Origin of the sequence: Lentzea sp. NPDC059081, assembly GCF_042738015.1 — a bacterium.
GTDB lineage: Bacteria > Actinomycetota > Actinomycetes > Mycobacteriales > Pseudonocardiaceae > Lentzea.
Genome location: NZ_JBHYGW010000005.1, coordinates 485,545 through 499,221, shown reverse-complemented (window position 1 = coordinate 499,221; position 13,677 = coordinate 485,545). Strand labels below are relative to the sequence as shown.

Annotated in this window: 12 protein-coding genes; 7 read left to right on the top strand and 5 right to left on the bottom strand. The window is 70.9% G+C overall.

The features are described from left to right. Positions 1 to 148: 148 nt before the first annotated feature. On the bottom strand, positions 149 to 787 hold the full coding sequence (locus ACFWV3_RS15370) for a TetR/AcrR family transcriptional regulator (protein ID WP_382411805.1): 639 nt from the start codon (positions 785 to 787) through the stop codon (positions 149 to 151). 104 nt (positions 788 to 891) lie between these two features. Between ACFWV3_RS15370 and ACFWV3_RS15365 the strand changes: the two genes are divergently transcribed. The 6 genes from ACFWV3_RS15365 (at position 892) to ACFWV3_RS15340 (ending at position 5,888) form a co-directional block, all read left to right on the top strand. Further along, positions 892 to 1,611: an SDR family NAD(P)-dependent oxidoreductase gene (locus tag ACFWV3_RS15365; protein ID WP_330854276.1), complete on the top strand. Its 720-nt coding sequence runs from the start codon at positions 892 to 894 to the stop codon at positions 1,609 to 1,611. Between the two features lie 192 nt (positions 1,612 to 1,803). After that, on the top strand, positions 1,804 to 2,691 hold the full coding sequence (locus ACFWV3_RS15360; protein WP_382411804.1) for a 3-hydroxyacyl-CoA dehydrogenase family protein: 888 nt from the start codon (positions 1,804 to 1,806) through the stop codon (positions 2,689 to 2,691). Beyond that, positions 2,691 to 3,359 carry an O-methyltransferase gene (locus tag ACFWV3_RS15355; RefSeq protein ID WP_382411803.1) on the top strand — a complete coding sequence of 223 codons (669 nt, stop codon included), beginning with the start codon at positions 2,691 to 2,693 and terminating at the stop codon, positions 3,357 to 3,359. The genes ACFWV3_RS15360 and ACFWV3_RS15355 overlap by 1 nt, the downstream gene beginning before the upstream one ends. Positions 3,360 to 3,392: 33 nt before the next feature. Beyond that, positions 3,393 to 3,665 (top strand): acyl carrier protein, encoded by a 273-nt coding sequence (locus ACFWV3_RS15350; protein WP_382411801.1) that lies wholly within the window; start codon positions 3,393 to 3,395, stop codon positions 3,663 to 3,665. Next, positions 3,658 to 4,755, top strand: a complete 1,098-nt coding sequence (locus ACFWV3_RS15345) for an acyl-CoA dehydrogenase family protein (RefSeq protein ID WP_382411800.1) — start codon at positions 3,658 to 3,660, stop codon at positions 4,753 to 4,755. Before ACFWV3_RS15350 ends, ACFWV3_RS15345 begins: the two co-directional genes overlap by 8 nt. Before the next feature lie 41 nt (positions 4,756 to 4,796). Beyond that, positions 4,797 to 5,888 carry an HAD-IIIC family phosphatase gene (locus tag ACFWV3_RS15340; protein ID WP_382411798.1) on the top strand — a complete coding sequence of 364 codons (1,092 nt, stop codon included), beginning with the start codon at positions 4,797 to 4,799 and terminating at the stop codon, positions 5,886 to 5,888. 14 nt (positions 5,889 to 5,902) lie between these two features. Here the strand turns inward: ACFWV3_RS15340 and ACFWV3_RS15335 are convergent, their stop codons facing one another. The 4 genes from ACFWV3_RS15335 to ACFWV3_RS15320 form a co-directional block, all read right to left on the bottom strand. Continuing rightward, positions 5,903 to 7,342 (bottom strand): M14 family zinc carboxypeptidase, encoded by a 1,440-nt coding sequence (locus ACFWV3_RS15335; RefSeq protein WP_382411797.1) that lies wholly within the window; start codon positions 7,340 to 7,342, stop codon positions 5,903 to 5,905. Positions 7,343 to 7,481: 139 nt separating this feature from the next. Continuing rightward, on the bottom strand, positions 7,482 to 8,132 hold the full coding sequence (locus tag ACFWV3_RS15330) for a response regulator (protein WP_382411796.1): 651 nt from the start codon (positions 8,130 to 8,132) through the stop codon (positions 7,482 to 7,484). Continuing rightward, positions 8,129 to 9,310 carry a sensor histidine kinase gene (locus ACFWV3_RS15325; protein ID WP_382411794.1) on the bottom strand — a complete coding sequence of 394 codons (1,182 nt, stop codon included), beginning with the start codon at positions 9,308 to 9,310 and terminating at the stop codon, positions 8,129 to 8,131. Before ACFWV3_RS15325 ends, ACFWV3_RS15330 begins: the two co-directional genes overlap by 4 nt. Positions 9,311 to 9,402: 92 nt before the next feature. After that, positions 9,403 to 12,552: a S8 family serine peptidase gene (locus tag ACFWV3_RS15320; RefSeq protein ID WP_382411792.1), complete on the bottom strand. Its 3,150-nt coding sequence runs from the start codon at positions 12,550 to 12,552 to the stop codon at positions 9,403 to 9,405. A 481-nt stretch (positions 12,553 to 13,033) separates the two neighbouring features. On the opposite strand from ACFWV3_RS15320, the gene ACFWV3_RS15315 reads away from it, so the two are divergent. Then, on the top strand, positions 13,034 to 13,648 hold the full coding sequence (locus tag ACFWV3_RS15315) for a glycoside hydrolase family 11 protein (RefSeq protein ID WP_382411791.1): 615 nt from the start codon (positions 13,034 to 13,036) through the stop codon (positions 13,646 to 13,648). Positions 13,649 to 13,677 lie beyond the last annotated feature (29 nt).

Sequence of the window (13,677 nt, the reverse complement as noted above, 5' to 3'; positions counted from 1 at the left end):
AAAAGCGTGTGGGGTTGACACCCCTGACCTGGTGCAGCGAGTGCTGTGCCACGGCTCGTGACGGGACCACCCCACCGGAACCTTCTGTTTCAAGCCAAAGCCAAAGCAGCTCGGCTTCGCCGTCGCCTTGCTCGCCTTCGGCTCGCGCTCAGCCGCAGTCGCCCATCATCGCCCGGTTCAGCTCCTCCGGGTTGATGGGCGGCACGGCGAGGGGGTGGGCCGCCCCGGCGCGCATGCCGTCGAGCATCAGCCCGAGGTGCCGGCGCCATAGGTCCGGCCGCACGGCCCCGGTCGCCTCGACCGTGCGGGCGGTCGCCCAGGTCAGGAACGCGAGGTCGGCCATCGTGAAGTCGGACCGCAGCACGCCCGCCTCGATCGCCCGGTCGAGGATGCGGCTCATCAGCTGGAACCCGTGCAGGTGCGCCTCGGTCGGCGTGGCCTGCGGGACCCGCCGCGAGATCAGGTCGTTGTAGCCGCGGTCGTTGGCCTGCAGCTCGCAGATCCGTTCCAGGAAGTGCACCAGGCCGTCCCACGCGTCGGGCATCGCGAGCGAGTGCTCCGCGATCTGCCTGACCGTCTGCGCGCGGTCGCTGAACACCGCGTCCACCAGGTCGGCGCGGTTGGGGAAGTGGTTGTAGAGCGTGCCGATGCTCACCCCGGCGGTGCGGGAGATCTCCTCGAGCGCGACGTCCAGCCCGTGGACGGCGAACAGCTTCCGCGCGGCCTCGACCAGCAGGTCCCTGTTGCGCTGCGCGTCCCGGCGCAGGGGCTTGGTTCGGCTGCTCATGGCCGGAATCCTAGCATGTTGAGGTCATCCTCAACTTCTGTGTACACTCGCCCTAGTTGAGGCCGTCCTCAACTTATCTGGACCGAACGAAGGAGCTTTGTCAGATGCCCAAGACCCTTGCCATCTTTGGCGCCGGCCCTGTCTTGGGGTTGGCCGTCGCGCGCCGCTTCGGGCGTGAGGGCTTCCGCGTCGCGCTGGTCTCGCGGACCAAGGAGAACCAGGACAAGCTCGTCGCCGAGCTCGCGAACGACGGGATCGAGGCGGCCGGCTTCTCCGCCGACGTGTCGGACCGCACGCAGATCCCCGGCGCCGTCGAGGCGATCACGAAGGCGTACGGCCAGATCGACGCCGCGATCTTCAGCCCCGGCGGCGGCAGCATGGGCGAGGGCATCGTGCCCGCGCTCGACATCACGCCGGAGAGCCTGCAGGCGATCTTCGACGAGTTCGTGCTCACCGGTGTCGCGCTGGTCAACGCCGCGCTGCCCGCCATGGTCGAGCGCGGCGACGGCGCGATCATCTTCACCGGTGGCCAGTCCGGCGTGTACCCGACGCCGATGCTCGGCAACGCGGGCATGGGCCAGGCGGCGCTGCGCAACTACTTCTACAACCTGAACGGCCTGCTGGCCGACAAGGGCGTGTACGTGGGTGCGGTGAACATCGGTGCGCTGATCAAGGGCAGCGTGCCCTACAACATGATCACCTCCCGGCCGAACATCGACTTCGAGGTCGAGGCGTACTCGCCGGAGGAGTTCGCGGAGAACTACTGGGAGCTGTACTCCAAGCGCGAGAAGCCCGAGGCGCTCGTCGGCTCGATGGGCCAGTGAGCCCGTCGCTCTCCGAGCGGCTCTGAGAAATCCGGGGTGTGGCCACACCCCGGATTTTTCGCGTTCCGGGACAGGTCCGAGTCGTGCTTAGGGGTCCCGGACAGGGGTTGAGCGGAAAATGCGCCCTCAGTAGCGTGGTGATTACCGGGGAAATGATTTCTCCGCGAATTCTCTCGCTTTCCGGAGGTCGTGGTGACGCAGGACAGTGCCGGGCACCGTCTGGCCGTGCTCGGCGCGGGCGTGATGGGCAAGGGCATCACCGCGCTCGCGCTGGGCCGCGGCCTGCCGGTGACGTTGATCGACGTCGATCCGGACGTCCTCGCGCCCGCGGCCGACCAGGTGCGGCAGGAGATGCGGCTGGGTCTGCTCACCGGCGCGTTGCCGCGCGACCGGAAGCCGGGTGAGCTGCGCACCAGCACGTCGATCGCCGACGCCGCCGGCGCGACCGTCGTCGTCGAGGCGATCACCGAGGTCGCCGAGCTGAAGGTCAAGGCGCTGATCGACGTGGCCGCGGTGGTGGCACCCGGCACGTTGCTGGTCACCAACACCTCGTCCATCCCCGTCGACGAGCTCGCCGCGTCCGCGCCCCGGCCCGAGGACCTGCTCGGCGTGCACTTCATGAACCCGCCCTACCTGATCGAGACGGTCGAGGTGATCCCCGGTTCGCGGACGGGGGAGCACGCCACGGCCGCGTTGTCGTCGTTGCTGGAGGCGTTGGGGCGCAGGGAGGTCGTGGTCGGCGACGGGCCGGGGTTCGTCACGAGCCGCGTGCTGCACCGCATGATCAACGACGCCGCCGCGCTCGTGCACGAGGGCAGGGCCACCGCGGAGGCGGTCGACGCGCTGATGGAGGGCTGCCTCGGGCACCCGACCGGACCGCTGCGCACCGCCGACCTGATCGGCATCGACAACCTGGTCGACTCGCTGCGCGTGCTGCACGAACGCACCGGCGACGAGAGCTTCCGGCCGAGCGAGGCGTTGCTGCGCAAGGTGTCCGACGGCGACCTCGGCCGCAAGACCGGCCGCGGCTTCTACTCCTACACCGACGCCGGCGGCGTGCTGCCCGTGGGACTGCGCTGATGGCCGCCCAGGTCGACGCGACGCCCGAACTGCTGGCGTACGTGCGGGAGGTGTCGTTGCGCGACGACGAGATCCTGGCCGGGCTGCGCGGCGAGACCGAGCGCATGCCCGCCTACCACGCCATGGTGACGATGCCGGAGGAGGCGCAGTTCCTGGCGCTGCTCGTCCGGCTGATCGGGGCGACCTCGGTGCTGGAGGTCGGCACGTTCACCGGCTACAGCACGCTGTGCATGGCCAGGGCGCTCGCGCCGGGCGGCAAGGTCGTCACGTGCGACGTGGACCGCAAGTGGCCGAGCGTCGCGGCGGGGTACTGGCAGCGCGCGGGCGTGGCCGACCGGATCGACTTCCGCCTCGGCGACGCCGCCGAGACCATGGCGGCACTGGTGGCCGACGGCCTGGCGGGGACGTTCGACCTGGTGTTCGTCGACGCCGACAAGGCCGGGTACGAGCGCTACTACGAGCACGCGCTGACCCTGTTGCGGCCCGGCGGCCTGGTGGTGATCGACAACACCCTGTACTTCGGGCGCGTGGTCGACCCGGACGCGCGGGACCCCGACACCGAGGCCATCCGCCGGCTCAACGCGCGGCTGCGCGATGACGACCGGGTGCACCTGGCCCTGCTGACCATGGCGGACGGCATCACCTTGGCGCACAAGAAGACCGCGTAACCGTTCCGACGAGACCAGAGGTGTGCGGAGATCATGACCGACTCCCTTGCAGCGACCACCCCGACCGCGATCAGCGAGAACCTCCAGGAGTTCCTGCTGTCGCGGACCAAGCAGGCCTGGGAGCCGGACGTCGACCTGTTCGCCTCCGGCGTGGTGTCGTCCATGTTCGCCATGGAGCTCGTGGTCTACGTGGAGAAGACGTTCGACGTGATGGTGCTCGGCGAGGACCTCGCCGTCGACAACTTCCGCACGGTGAACAGGATGACCGACCTCGTGCTGCGGCTGAGCGAGAACAGCGGTGTCTGACGCCGCGGCCCTGGTCACCGAGGCGGTCGCGGACAACGCCGCCGAGTGGGACCTGGCCGGCTGGATCCCGCCCGAGATCGTGCGCGGCCTGGGCGCGAAGGGCGTGCTGTGCGCCGAGGTCCCGCCCCGGCACGGCGGCCTCGGACTGTCCGGGATGGACAACGGCGAGCTGGCCGCGCACACCGGTGCGCTGTGCAGCTCGGTGCGCAGCCTGATGACCTCGCAGGGCATGGCCGCCTGGACGATCCAGCGCTTCGGCAGCCGTGAGCAGCACTCCGAGTACCTGGGCATGCTCACCGGCGGCTCGCTGGCGGCCGTGGCGTTCAGCGAACCCGCCGCCGGCAGCGACCTGTCCGCGATCGGCACCCGGATCCGCCGCGACGGCGACTCGGTCGTCGTCACCGGCCGCAAGACCTGGATCACCGCCGCGGCCTACGCCGACGTCGTCCTGGTGTTCGGCCGGTTCGACGGCGAGACCGCCGTGGCCGTGGTGCCCGCCACCGCACCGGGTGTGCGGATCGACCCCGTGCCCAACCCGTTGGGCTGCCGCGCCGCCGGACACTCCACAGTGGACCTGGACGACGTGCGCCTGCCGATCTCGGCCGTTCTGTCGGGCCGGGGTTTCCCATTGGCGTTGCTGGTGACCACGGCGTTGACCTACGGCAGGCTGTCCGTGGCGTGGGGGAGCGTGGGCATGCTCCGCGCCTGTCTGGCCGAGGCCGCCCGGCACGCCCGCGTCCGCGAGCAGTTCGGCACCCCGCTGTCCCAGCACCAGCTGGTGGCGAGGCACCTGGCCGAGCTGTACGCGGCCGAGCGCACCGCCACGAAGATGTGCGAGGATGCCAGCCGGGCATGGGACGACCGGTCGCCCGACATGGGAGCCGCGGCCGTGCTCGCCAAGTACGTCGCCTCGACGGAAGCGGCCCGCGGCGCGGCGACGGCCGTCCAGGTCCTCGCCTCGGCGGGTGCCCAGGACGGCGGCGCGGTCGCACGGGCGTTCCGCGACGCGAAGCTCATGGAGATCATCGAGGGCAGCACCGAGATCAGCCAGCTCATGCTCGCCGAACGCGCCCTGATGGCCGCCCAGTAGCCGACACCGTAGTCCACCACCGCGACAAGGGGAGCACGGTCGTGACCGACACACCGCTGGTGAAGTGCCTGGTCTGGGACCTCGACAACACGTTGTGGCAGGGCACCCTGCTGGAGGACGGCGAGGTCCGCCTGGCCGACGAGATCCGCGACGTCATCGTCGAGCTGGACGCGCGCGGCATCCTGCAGTCCGTGGCCAGCCGCAACGACCACGACCACGCGTGGGAACAGCTCGAGAAGCTGCAGATCGCCGAGTACTTCGTGGTCCCGCGGATCGGCTGGGGCCGCAAGTCCGAGTCGGTGCGGCAGATCGTCGCCGACCTCAACATCGGCATGAACACCATCGCCTTCATCGACGACATGCCGGTGGAACGCGCCGAGGTGGCCCACCACCTCCCCGAGGTCCGGGTCTACGAGGCCACGCAGGTGCTCGACCTCACCGCCCTGCCGGAGTTCAGCCCGGCCCTCGTCACCGTGGACGCCAAGCGCCGCCGGGAGATGTACCAGGCCGGCTTCCGCCGCACCGCCGAACGCGACGCGCACGAGGGCAGCGACGAGGAGTTCCTCCGCTCGCTGGCCATGGAGCTGCGCATCGCCCGCGCCCGCGAGGAGGAGATCAGCCGGGTCGAGGAGCTGACTCTGCGCACCAACCAGATGAACGCCACCGGTGTCCACTACTCCGAGGGCACCCTGAGGTCCTATGTGGACGACCCGGCGCACGAGGTCCTCGTCATCAGCCTGACCGACCGCTTCGGCCCGCACGGCGCGGTGGGCGTGATGCTGCTGGAGAAGCTCCCGTCGGCCTGGCACCTGAAGCTCCTGGCCACCTCGTGCCGGGTCGTGGCGTTCGGCGTCGGTGCCACCCTTTTGCGCTGGCTGACCGACCAGGCCGCGCGCGCCGGCGTGCACCTGGTGGCCGACTTCAAGCGCACGGACCGCAACCGCATGATGGAGATCGCCTACCGGTTCGCGGGCTTCGGCACGGCCGGCTGCGTCTGCACGGCCGGGATCCCGTCCGGCGGCGAGGTCGAACGCCTGCACCTGGTGCCCGCCCGGCAGGAGGTTCCCGGCACGCTGCGGGTGCTGACGTCCGACCTGACCTCGAACCGGACGGACCTGACCGAGTGGGCCTGACTACCTGACCCTGACTACCTGACGGAGTGCGCCACGGCGGCGAGCACGGCCTTGCCCTGCACGGTCACCAGATCCCGGATCGGCACCGGGTCCGCGGGGCAGTACTGGTCCGCCTCGGCGCACCACCGCTGGAGCAGTGCCTCGACCTCGCTCCAGCTCGCGGCCCCGTCGGGCAGTGCGCGCAGCAGCATGCCACCCAGCCGGAGCCGCAGGGAGTGCGCGTCGGCGACGGAGCTGAACTCCTCGGCCGCCGTCGCCGGCCGCTGGTACTCGGGACCCTCCTCGATCTGCAGGCGCGCCGTTTGGAGCGCCTCCGGTGACATCGGGGTGAGGAACGAGTCGAGGGCGTCGCGGAACGGTGAGGGCGGCAACGGTTCCGCCTTGGCGCGCAACGAGATCAGCCGCTGCGCCATGTCCACCTGGACGTCGAGGCCGCGCAGGGCGGCGTCGCGCCGGCTGAGGCTGACCTGTGTGGTGTCCGCGGCGCGTTTGTCACGCCAGTAGGGCAGTTCGATCGCGAGTCCGAGCACGGTGCCGTGCTTGCTCGCGTAGTCCGCGGTGTTCCCACCCGTCACGACCCCGGCCGGGTCACCACCGGCCTGGGTCACGTAGTCGTAGATCATGCGGGCGGTCGGCAGCGTGTACACCGCCGGGCTCAGTTCGGCCGCGACCGGGATCTCGGGTTCGCCGCGATGCAACGGGATGCCGTGCGCGTCGCACAGTCCGGTGAGCAACGGGTACAACGGCGCCGCGCCCGCACTCGCGTAGTAGTAGGCGCCGCCCACCTCGCTGTTGTGCAGAGAGGCCATGACCGTCGGCTTCACCTGGTCGATGGCGGTCATGAGCGCCTTGGTCTCGGGCAGCGGGGCGTCCACGGCGAAACCGTCGGCGCGGAACGGGAAGGTCCACTCGACCTGCTGCTCGCCGCCGGGCCGGAAGAAGTGGCGCGCGTAGTGCTCCCGCGTCCACGGCCCGCGGAACCAGCCCTCGTTCAGGCGCGTCGCGTCAGGGTCCGCGCACAGCACGAAGTACCAGTCGGCCCCGGTCGCGTCGAGGGCGGCGGGATCGGCCAGCAGACCTTCGGCGAGCGCGACGACCGTGGCCATCCCGATCGGCTCGTTGGGGTGGGGCTGGCCGACGACCAGGACGCGGCCCCGCGGGCGTTCGGCCCGCACGCGCAGCATCTGCATCGGGTCGCCGGACCGGGAACGGCCGATCTCGGTGAGGGAGGCCCGGTCCGGGTGCTCGCGCGCCATGCGGGCACCGAAGTCCTTCATCTCGTCGACCGTCGGGAACGAGTGGATCTCCGGCAGGCCGTCCAGCAGACCGGCGCGCACCGGGTCGGACGGCACCTCGTCGTCGCAGCCGGCGAGCAGCGGCGTGAGCACCACGGCACCGAGGAGCGCGCTGCGGAACAGGCTTCGCCTGGACATCGCCGAGCGGGTGTGCGTCATCGTTCAGACCCTTCGTCGCACTGATCGGGAAGGGCCCGAACGTTAGGGGCGCAGACCGGTCGGAGTGCTCACCTGCGCCGGGGAAATCGGCTTCCCCCGCGCGGGGGATCACGTGCACACCGGCGGCTTCTAGAGTCCTTCAGAGCAAACCGTTCTCGTGCACGTAGATCACGGCCTGGATCCGGTCCCGCAGGTACAGCTTCGCCAGCACGTTGGAGACGTGGGTCTTGACCGTCTGTTCGCCCACGAACAGCCGTGCCGCGATCTCGGCGTTGGAGAAGCCCCGCGCGAGCTCCAGCAGGATCTCCCGTTCGCGCGGCGTCAGCCGGTCCAGCCCCTCCGCCGACGCGGGCGGTGTTCCCATCCCGGCCGCGAACCGCGTCACCAGCCGGCGCGTCACCGACGGGTCGATCAACGCGTCACCGCGCGCGGCCACCCGGATCGCGCCGAACAGCTCCTCCGTCGGCATGCTCTTCAGGCAGAAGCCGCTCGCCCCCGCCCGCAACACCCGGTAGACGTAGCCGTCGTCGTCGTACGTCGTGAGCAGGATGACCCTGACCGCGTTGCCGGCACGGGACAACACCGTCTCGGCGGCCTCCAGACCGTCCATCCTCGGCATGCGGATGTCGAGGACGGCGACGTCCGGGCGCAGCCGTTCGATCTCCGCGACGGCGGCCCTCCCGTCACCGACGTCGGCGACGCACTCCAGGTCGGGCTGGGTCTCCAGCGCGCTGCGGAACCCCGAGCGGAAGAACTCGTGGTCGTCGGCGAGCAGGACGCGGATGGTCACGGGGCCTCCTGGATCGGAAGGGTCACGCCGGTGCGCCAGACACCGGGGTCGGCGGGGTCGGGCCCGAGGGACAGCGACCCGCCGAACAGCGTGACCCGGTGCCGGATCCCGTCCAGGCCCCTGCCCGTGCCGGTCGATCGGCCGGGGGACGGGGAGAACGCGTTGGTGCCGGTGAGCAGGAGCTCGTCCGGGGACTGGGCGACGGTCAGGTCGAGCACGCCGTCGCCGTGCCGCAGTGCGTTGGTCAGGATCTCCTGGACGACGCGGTAGGCGGCGAGGTTCAGCGAGTCGGGCAGCAGCTCGGGGCGGACGCCGTCCTGTCTGATGTGGACGGTCAGGCCCGCGGTGCGGCTGTGCTCGACGAGACCGTCCAGCGCGGCGAGAGTGGGCTGGCGGATGCCGTCGGAGTCGTTGCCGTGCAACAGGTCGAGCATCCGCCGCAGATCCGCCTGCGCCGCCCGGCTCGACGACTCGACCTGCCGCAGCGACCCCGTCGCACGCTCGGTGAGCTGCTCGGGTTCGAGGGACAGCCTCGCCGCGGCGGCGTGGACTCCGACGGCGCTCACGTGGTGCGAGATGGTGTCGTGCAGGTCGCGGGCGATCGCACCCCGTTCGGCCTCGGCGGCGACGGCCCAGCGCCGGGCGACGTCCCGCTGCTGCTCCTCCGCCCGGCGGCGGATCTCCTGGATGTACCCGCTGCGGCCCGTGGTGTGTCGGCCGAGCAACCACGGCAGGATCGTGTTGGTGAGCGTGGCCAGGATGTTCGGGGTGGACGTCGTGAGGCCCTGCAGTCCCATGGCCAGCGCCATGCCCGCGATGAGGGCGCCGAGCGCGACCCAGGCGCGCAGACCCTCGATCCACGCTCCGGCGCGGTAGGCCGAGATCGCCAGACCGGTGGCGTTGCCGATGCCGTCGTCGGGCTCGCCGGCCACCACGACGAGCAGGAAGGCGACACCGGCCCGCACGACCGCGTGGGCGATCGCGACCGGACCGGCGGTGCGGGCGGGGAGTGCGAGCGCCACGTCGGCGGCGAGGATCGCGGCACCCGCCACCCAGACCGCCGGGTGGGACGAGGAGTGGTTCGCCGCGTGCAGCAGGAACGGCACGCCGTCGCCGATGACGCATCCCGTCGCGATCAGGACGGACTGCCGGCGCAGTTTGGTGTTCTCGTCGGGCACGACGGCCTTTCTCCGTGGTTCGCAAGGCCGTGCGATTATCGGTCTTCGGCCCGATGGCGGCCTCCCTCTGCCGGGGGAGGCCGCCGTCCGCGTCAGCTGAGCGCGTACGCCCTGATGACGGTGACCGTCGAGGTGTTGCCCCTGGTGTCCACCGCGGACGCCCGCAACGAGACGTGCCCCGGACCCTTCGGATGCCGCAGCAGCGCACGATCACCGAGCACCGGTGCCGCGGTCCAGGTCCTGCCGTCGTCGTAGGACACGTCCACGGTGATCCGGCGGATCCGGCCGGCACCGCTGTCGGCGTACTGCTGCACCTGGAGCGGGACCGCGAAGAACCGCCCACCGGGTGTCGCACCGGTGGCGTCGAGCTTCGGCGTGAAGCGGACCGCCGAGAGCGGGAACGCCGTGGCGCCGTGCGCCGACTCGAACTCCCACGTGGCCGCGACCCTTGTGCTCGTCGCGGTCGTATCGGCACGGGCGCCGCTGACGTCGAGCCGCAGACGGGTGCGTTCGGCGGGCAGCGGGTAGTTGCCGTTCGGGTCGGCGGCGATCGGCTGGCCGGTGGTCACGTCGGTGAGCACGAACTTCTCGGGTTCGGCCATCGCGACCGCGCCGCGGTTGCCCGCCGCGTCGCCGTAGAGGACCGGGTAGCCGCGCACCAGGACGTCGCCGGCCCGGCGCAGGTCGAGCCCGTCGTCCACGGTCACGGCGATCGGGCCGAGCACCGGGGTCATGGCGCTCGTCGTGGTGGTGTGCCCGGCCCGGAAGGCGGTGAACGGCGTCCAGGCGGCCTGGACCTGCCGCCAGGTGCTGTCGTAGTCGAGGTAGGTGTAGCTCCACCGCGTGCCGCTGGAACCCGGTGTCGCGTAGAGCCGCAACGTGGTGGCGCCGGTGATGTCGATCGCCGGGCCGAACGTGGACCTGTTGTCGGACCGCGTTCCCGCCGACCACGGTTCGACGTAGGTGTGGCCACCCGCGGGGCGTGCGGGCAGTGCGGTCTTGCGCAGTTCCAGGTCGGACGCCTTGACCGCCTGGCGGATGCCGTTCGGCACCTGTGCCGCCCAGTCCCAGCCGAGCGTGTAGAGGCCGTCGGTGCCGGAGCGCCAGTGCGAGTTCACGTACCCCGTCACGCGACCGTCCGGAATGGACCCACCCACTCGGCCGACGCGGAACGCCCGGCCGCCGCCGGAGAACCCGCCGAAGCTGACGAACTCGTAGTTCAGCCCGGCTCCGACGGCGGAACCCCTGGCGCGCAACGCGATGGTGCCGATGGTCTCGGTCGCGGACGGGTCCTCCGGAAGGGAGATGTCGACCGGTCCGGCCTCGCGGGCGTCGAGCGACACCTTCCTGTCCGCGGTCAGGTCGATGTCCGCGTAGACCATGAGACTGACCTCGGTCCGCGTCGAGATCATGCCGGTGATGCCGTAGGTGCCCTTGGGCAGCCGGATCGAGCCCTGGCCCTCGTCGTCGGTGCTCAGGTCCAGCACGGTGCCCGGCTGGTCGAGCCGGTAGACGCTGAGACTGGACGAGTCGGGCGCGCCCTGCGAGTCCGTGGTCGTGACGTCGAGCTGGTACCTCTCGTCCTCGACGGTGAGCGCCAGCGGCGTGCGCACCCGTGCGTCGCCGCTCGCCGCGACGAGAGCGCTCTCGTGCCTGCCGTACCTCGTGGTGCCGCGCGTGTCGGCGGTGACCGTCGCGGACGCCTGGCCGCCCGCCGGGACGGTCAGCTCGGCGGGGGCGACGGTCACGAGTCCCTGCGCGCCAGTGCCTTCCAGGCTCAGACCCAGCACGACCGGGTCGGTCCCGGTGTTGCGGTAGGTGACCTGCCGGACGACCGGCTGGTCTTCGTCGTGCGGCCAGGCCTGCACGCCGAAAGACAGGCTCGCCGGTTCCGCGCCGACCGTCTGCGCCAACGCTTTCGGCACGTCCACGCGGCCGGCGCCCTGGGCGAAGACGCTGAGCCCCGCCGTCGGCGTCGCGGACCCGACCAGCGCGGACTTCAGCTGCGCGCCGGTCCACCCCGGATGCTGCTGGGCGAGGAGCGCCGCCGCGCCCGCCACGTGCGGGGTCGCCATGGACGTGCCGGACAGCCGCACGTAGCCGGGATCGTCGGCAGGCGTGCCGATCGTGCCGTTGGCCGCCTTCGCCGCCGCCACCTCGACGCCCGGTGCGGTGACGTCGGGTTTGACCGCGCCGTCCCCGACCCGTGGCCCACGGCTGGAGAACCGCGCGATCGCGTCGGTGTCGTCGACCGCTCCGACGGTGAGCGCGGCGTCGGCCGAACCGGGACTGCCGAGCGTGGTCTCACCTGGCCCGGAGTTGCCCGCCGCCACCACGAACAACGTGCCGCTCGACGCCGACAGCGCGTTGACCGCCTGCTCGATCGGGTCCTCGCCGGGGGTGTCGGACGGGGTGCCGAGGCTCATGTTGACCACGTCGGCGCCCTGGTCGACGGCCCACTGCATCCCGGCGAGGATCGCCGAGTCCTGGCAGTAGCTGCTGTCGCAGACCTTGCCGACGAGCAGGCTCGCGTCCGGCGCGACACCGGTGTAGCGGCCCTGCAGGTTCGCGCCGCTGCCCGCGATGATCGACGCGACGTGCGTGCCGTGCCCGACCGTGTCGTCGACGCTCGGCTGCGAGGAGAAGTTCGCGCTCGCCGCGATCCGGCCGGCGAGGTCGGGGTGGGTCTCGTCGACACCGGTGTCCAGCACGGCGACCTTGACGCCGGTCCCCTTCAGACCGGACTGCCAGGCCGAGGGAGCGCCGATCCGCTCGACCCCCGGCTGCACGTCGATCTTCTTCTTGCCGTCCAGCCACACCTTCTCGTGTCCGGCGACGAGCGACCCGAGCGCGCCGCCGTGCCGCGGTCCGGCGGCCGTGAACCGCTTGCCCGCGCCCTCCAGGATGACCGGTGTCGCGTCGGCGTACCCGAACTCGCGCAACGCGTCGACGTCGAACAGCGCCTTGTCGAGCCGCCCGGCGGAGAGCAGCGGCTCGGCGTCGGCGGGGACGACGTAGCGGTGCCGCCCGGCGGTGGTGATCGCGAACATCGCGTGCTCACGACCGGGGGCGGGCACGATGCCGAGCCCCGAGCGGGAGAACGTCACCCGGTCGCCGGTGACGAGCGTGACCCGGTCGGGGGCACCGGACCCGTCCGGCGCCCCCGCCGCGGCGGGCACGGCGGGGGACAGGGCCACCAGCACCCCGGCGGCCGCACCGAGTGCGGCCAGGCGTCTGCGCATGAAACGACCTCCGTGTCGAAGACGTGGACGAGACCGTTCACCGCGCGGCGGGGCGGTGCCTGGGTCGAAACCGATTGCGGACGCGGTCGCGCGTCGCCGGCATCGTGAATTGAGAAAGATCGGATCGGGCATTTTTCCCGCCCGGCCGTCGAGTCATCCTGGCCGGTCGTATTCGCGCTGTCAACCGGCCTCACCGGCCTGTCCTTGACCGATGACGTTGAGGCTCAGCCGGGCCTTCGGCACCGCTTACCGGCTTCGCTGCCCGGCTTTTCGTGGCCGGATTTTATTCACCGATTTCCCGAAGTGCTTTTTCGAAAGGTTTTCGAAACGGGCTCGTGCACTTACGGGCGCGGTTGTCCGCTGCTACGGTCGGGAAAGGTTCGGACACTGAAATCGAGGAGTGCCGAATATGAAACAATCGAATTCTTCATCGTCGAATCGCCGCCGCGGCCCGGTCGCCCTGCTCTGCTTGGCGCTGGTCATGGCACTGACGCCGGCCCTTGCCCGCGCCGACGTGGGCATCGCCGCCACCTGCTCGAGCCAGACGGGCAACAACAACGGCTACTACTACTCGTTCTGGACGGATGGCGGCGGCCGGGTCTGCATGGACTTCGGCTCCGGCGGCAACTACAGCACCTCGTGGACCAACGTCGGCAACTTCGTCGGCGGCAAGGGCTGGAGCAACGGCTCGCGCCGGACCGTGAACTACTCCGGCAGCTTCAACCCGTCCGGCAACGCCTACCTGACGCTCTACGGCTGGACGTCCAACCCGCTCGTCGAGTACTACATCGTCGACAGCTGGGGCTCCTGGCGGCCGACCGGCACCTACAGGGGCTCGGTCACCACCGATGGCGGCACGTACGACATCTACCAGACGATGCGCTACAACGCGCCGTCCGTCGAGGGCAACAACAAGACGTTCCCGCAGTTCTGGAGCGTCCGTCAGCAGAAGCGGACCGGTGGCGACATCACCACCGGCAACCACTTCGACGCGTGGAGCCGCGCCAACATGCGGCTCGGCAACTTCAGCTACTACATGATCCTCGCGACCGAGGGCTACCAGAGCAGCGGCAACTCGAACATCACCGTGCGGTGAGACCCCTCGACCTGGGCCCCTGTCGCCGC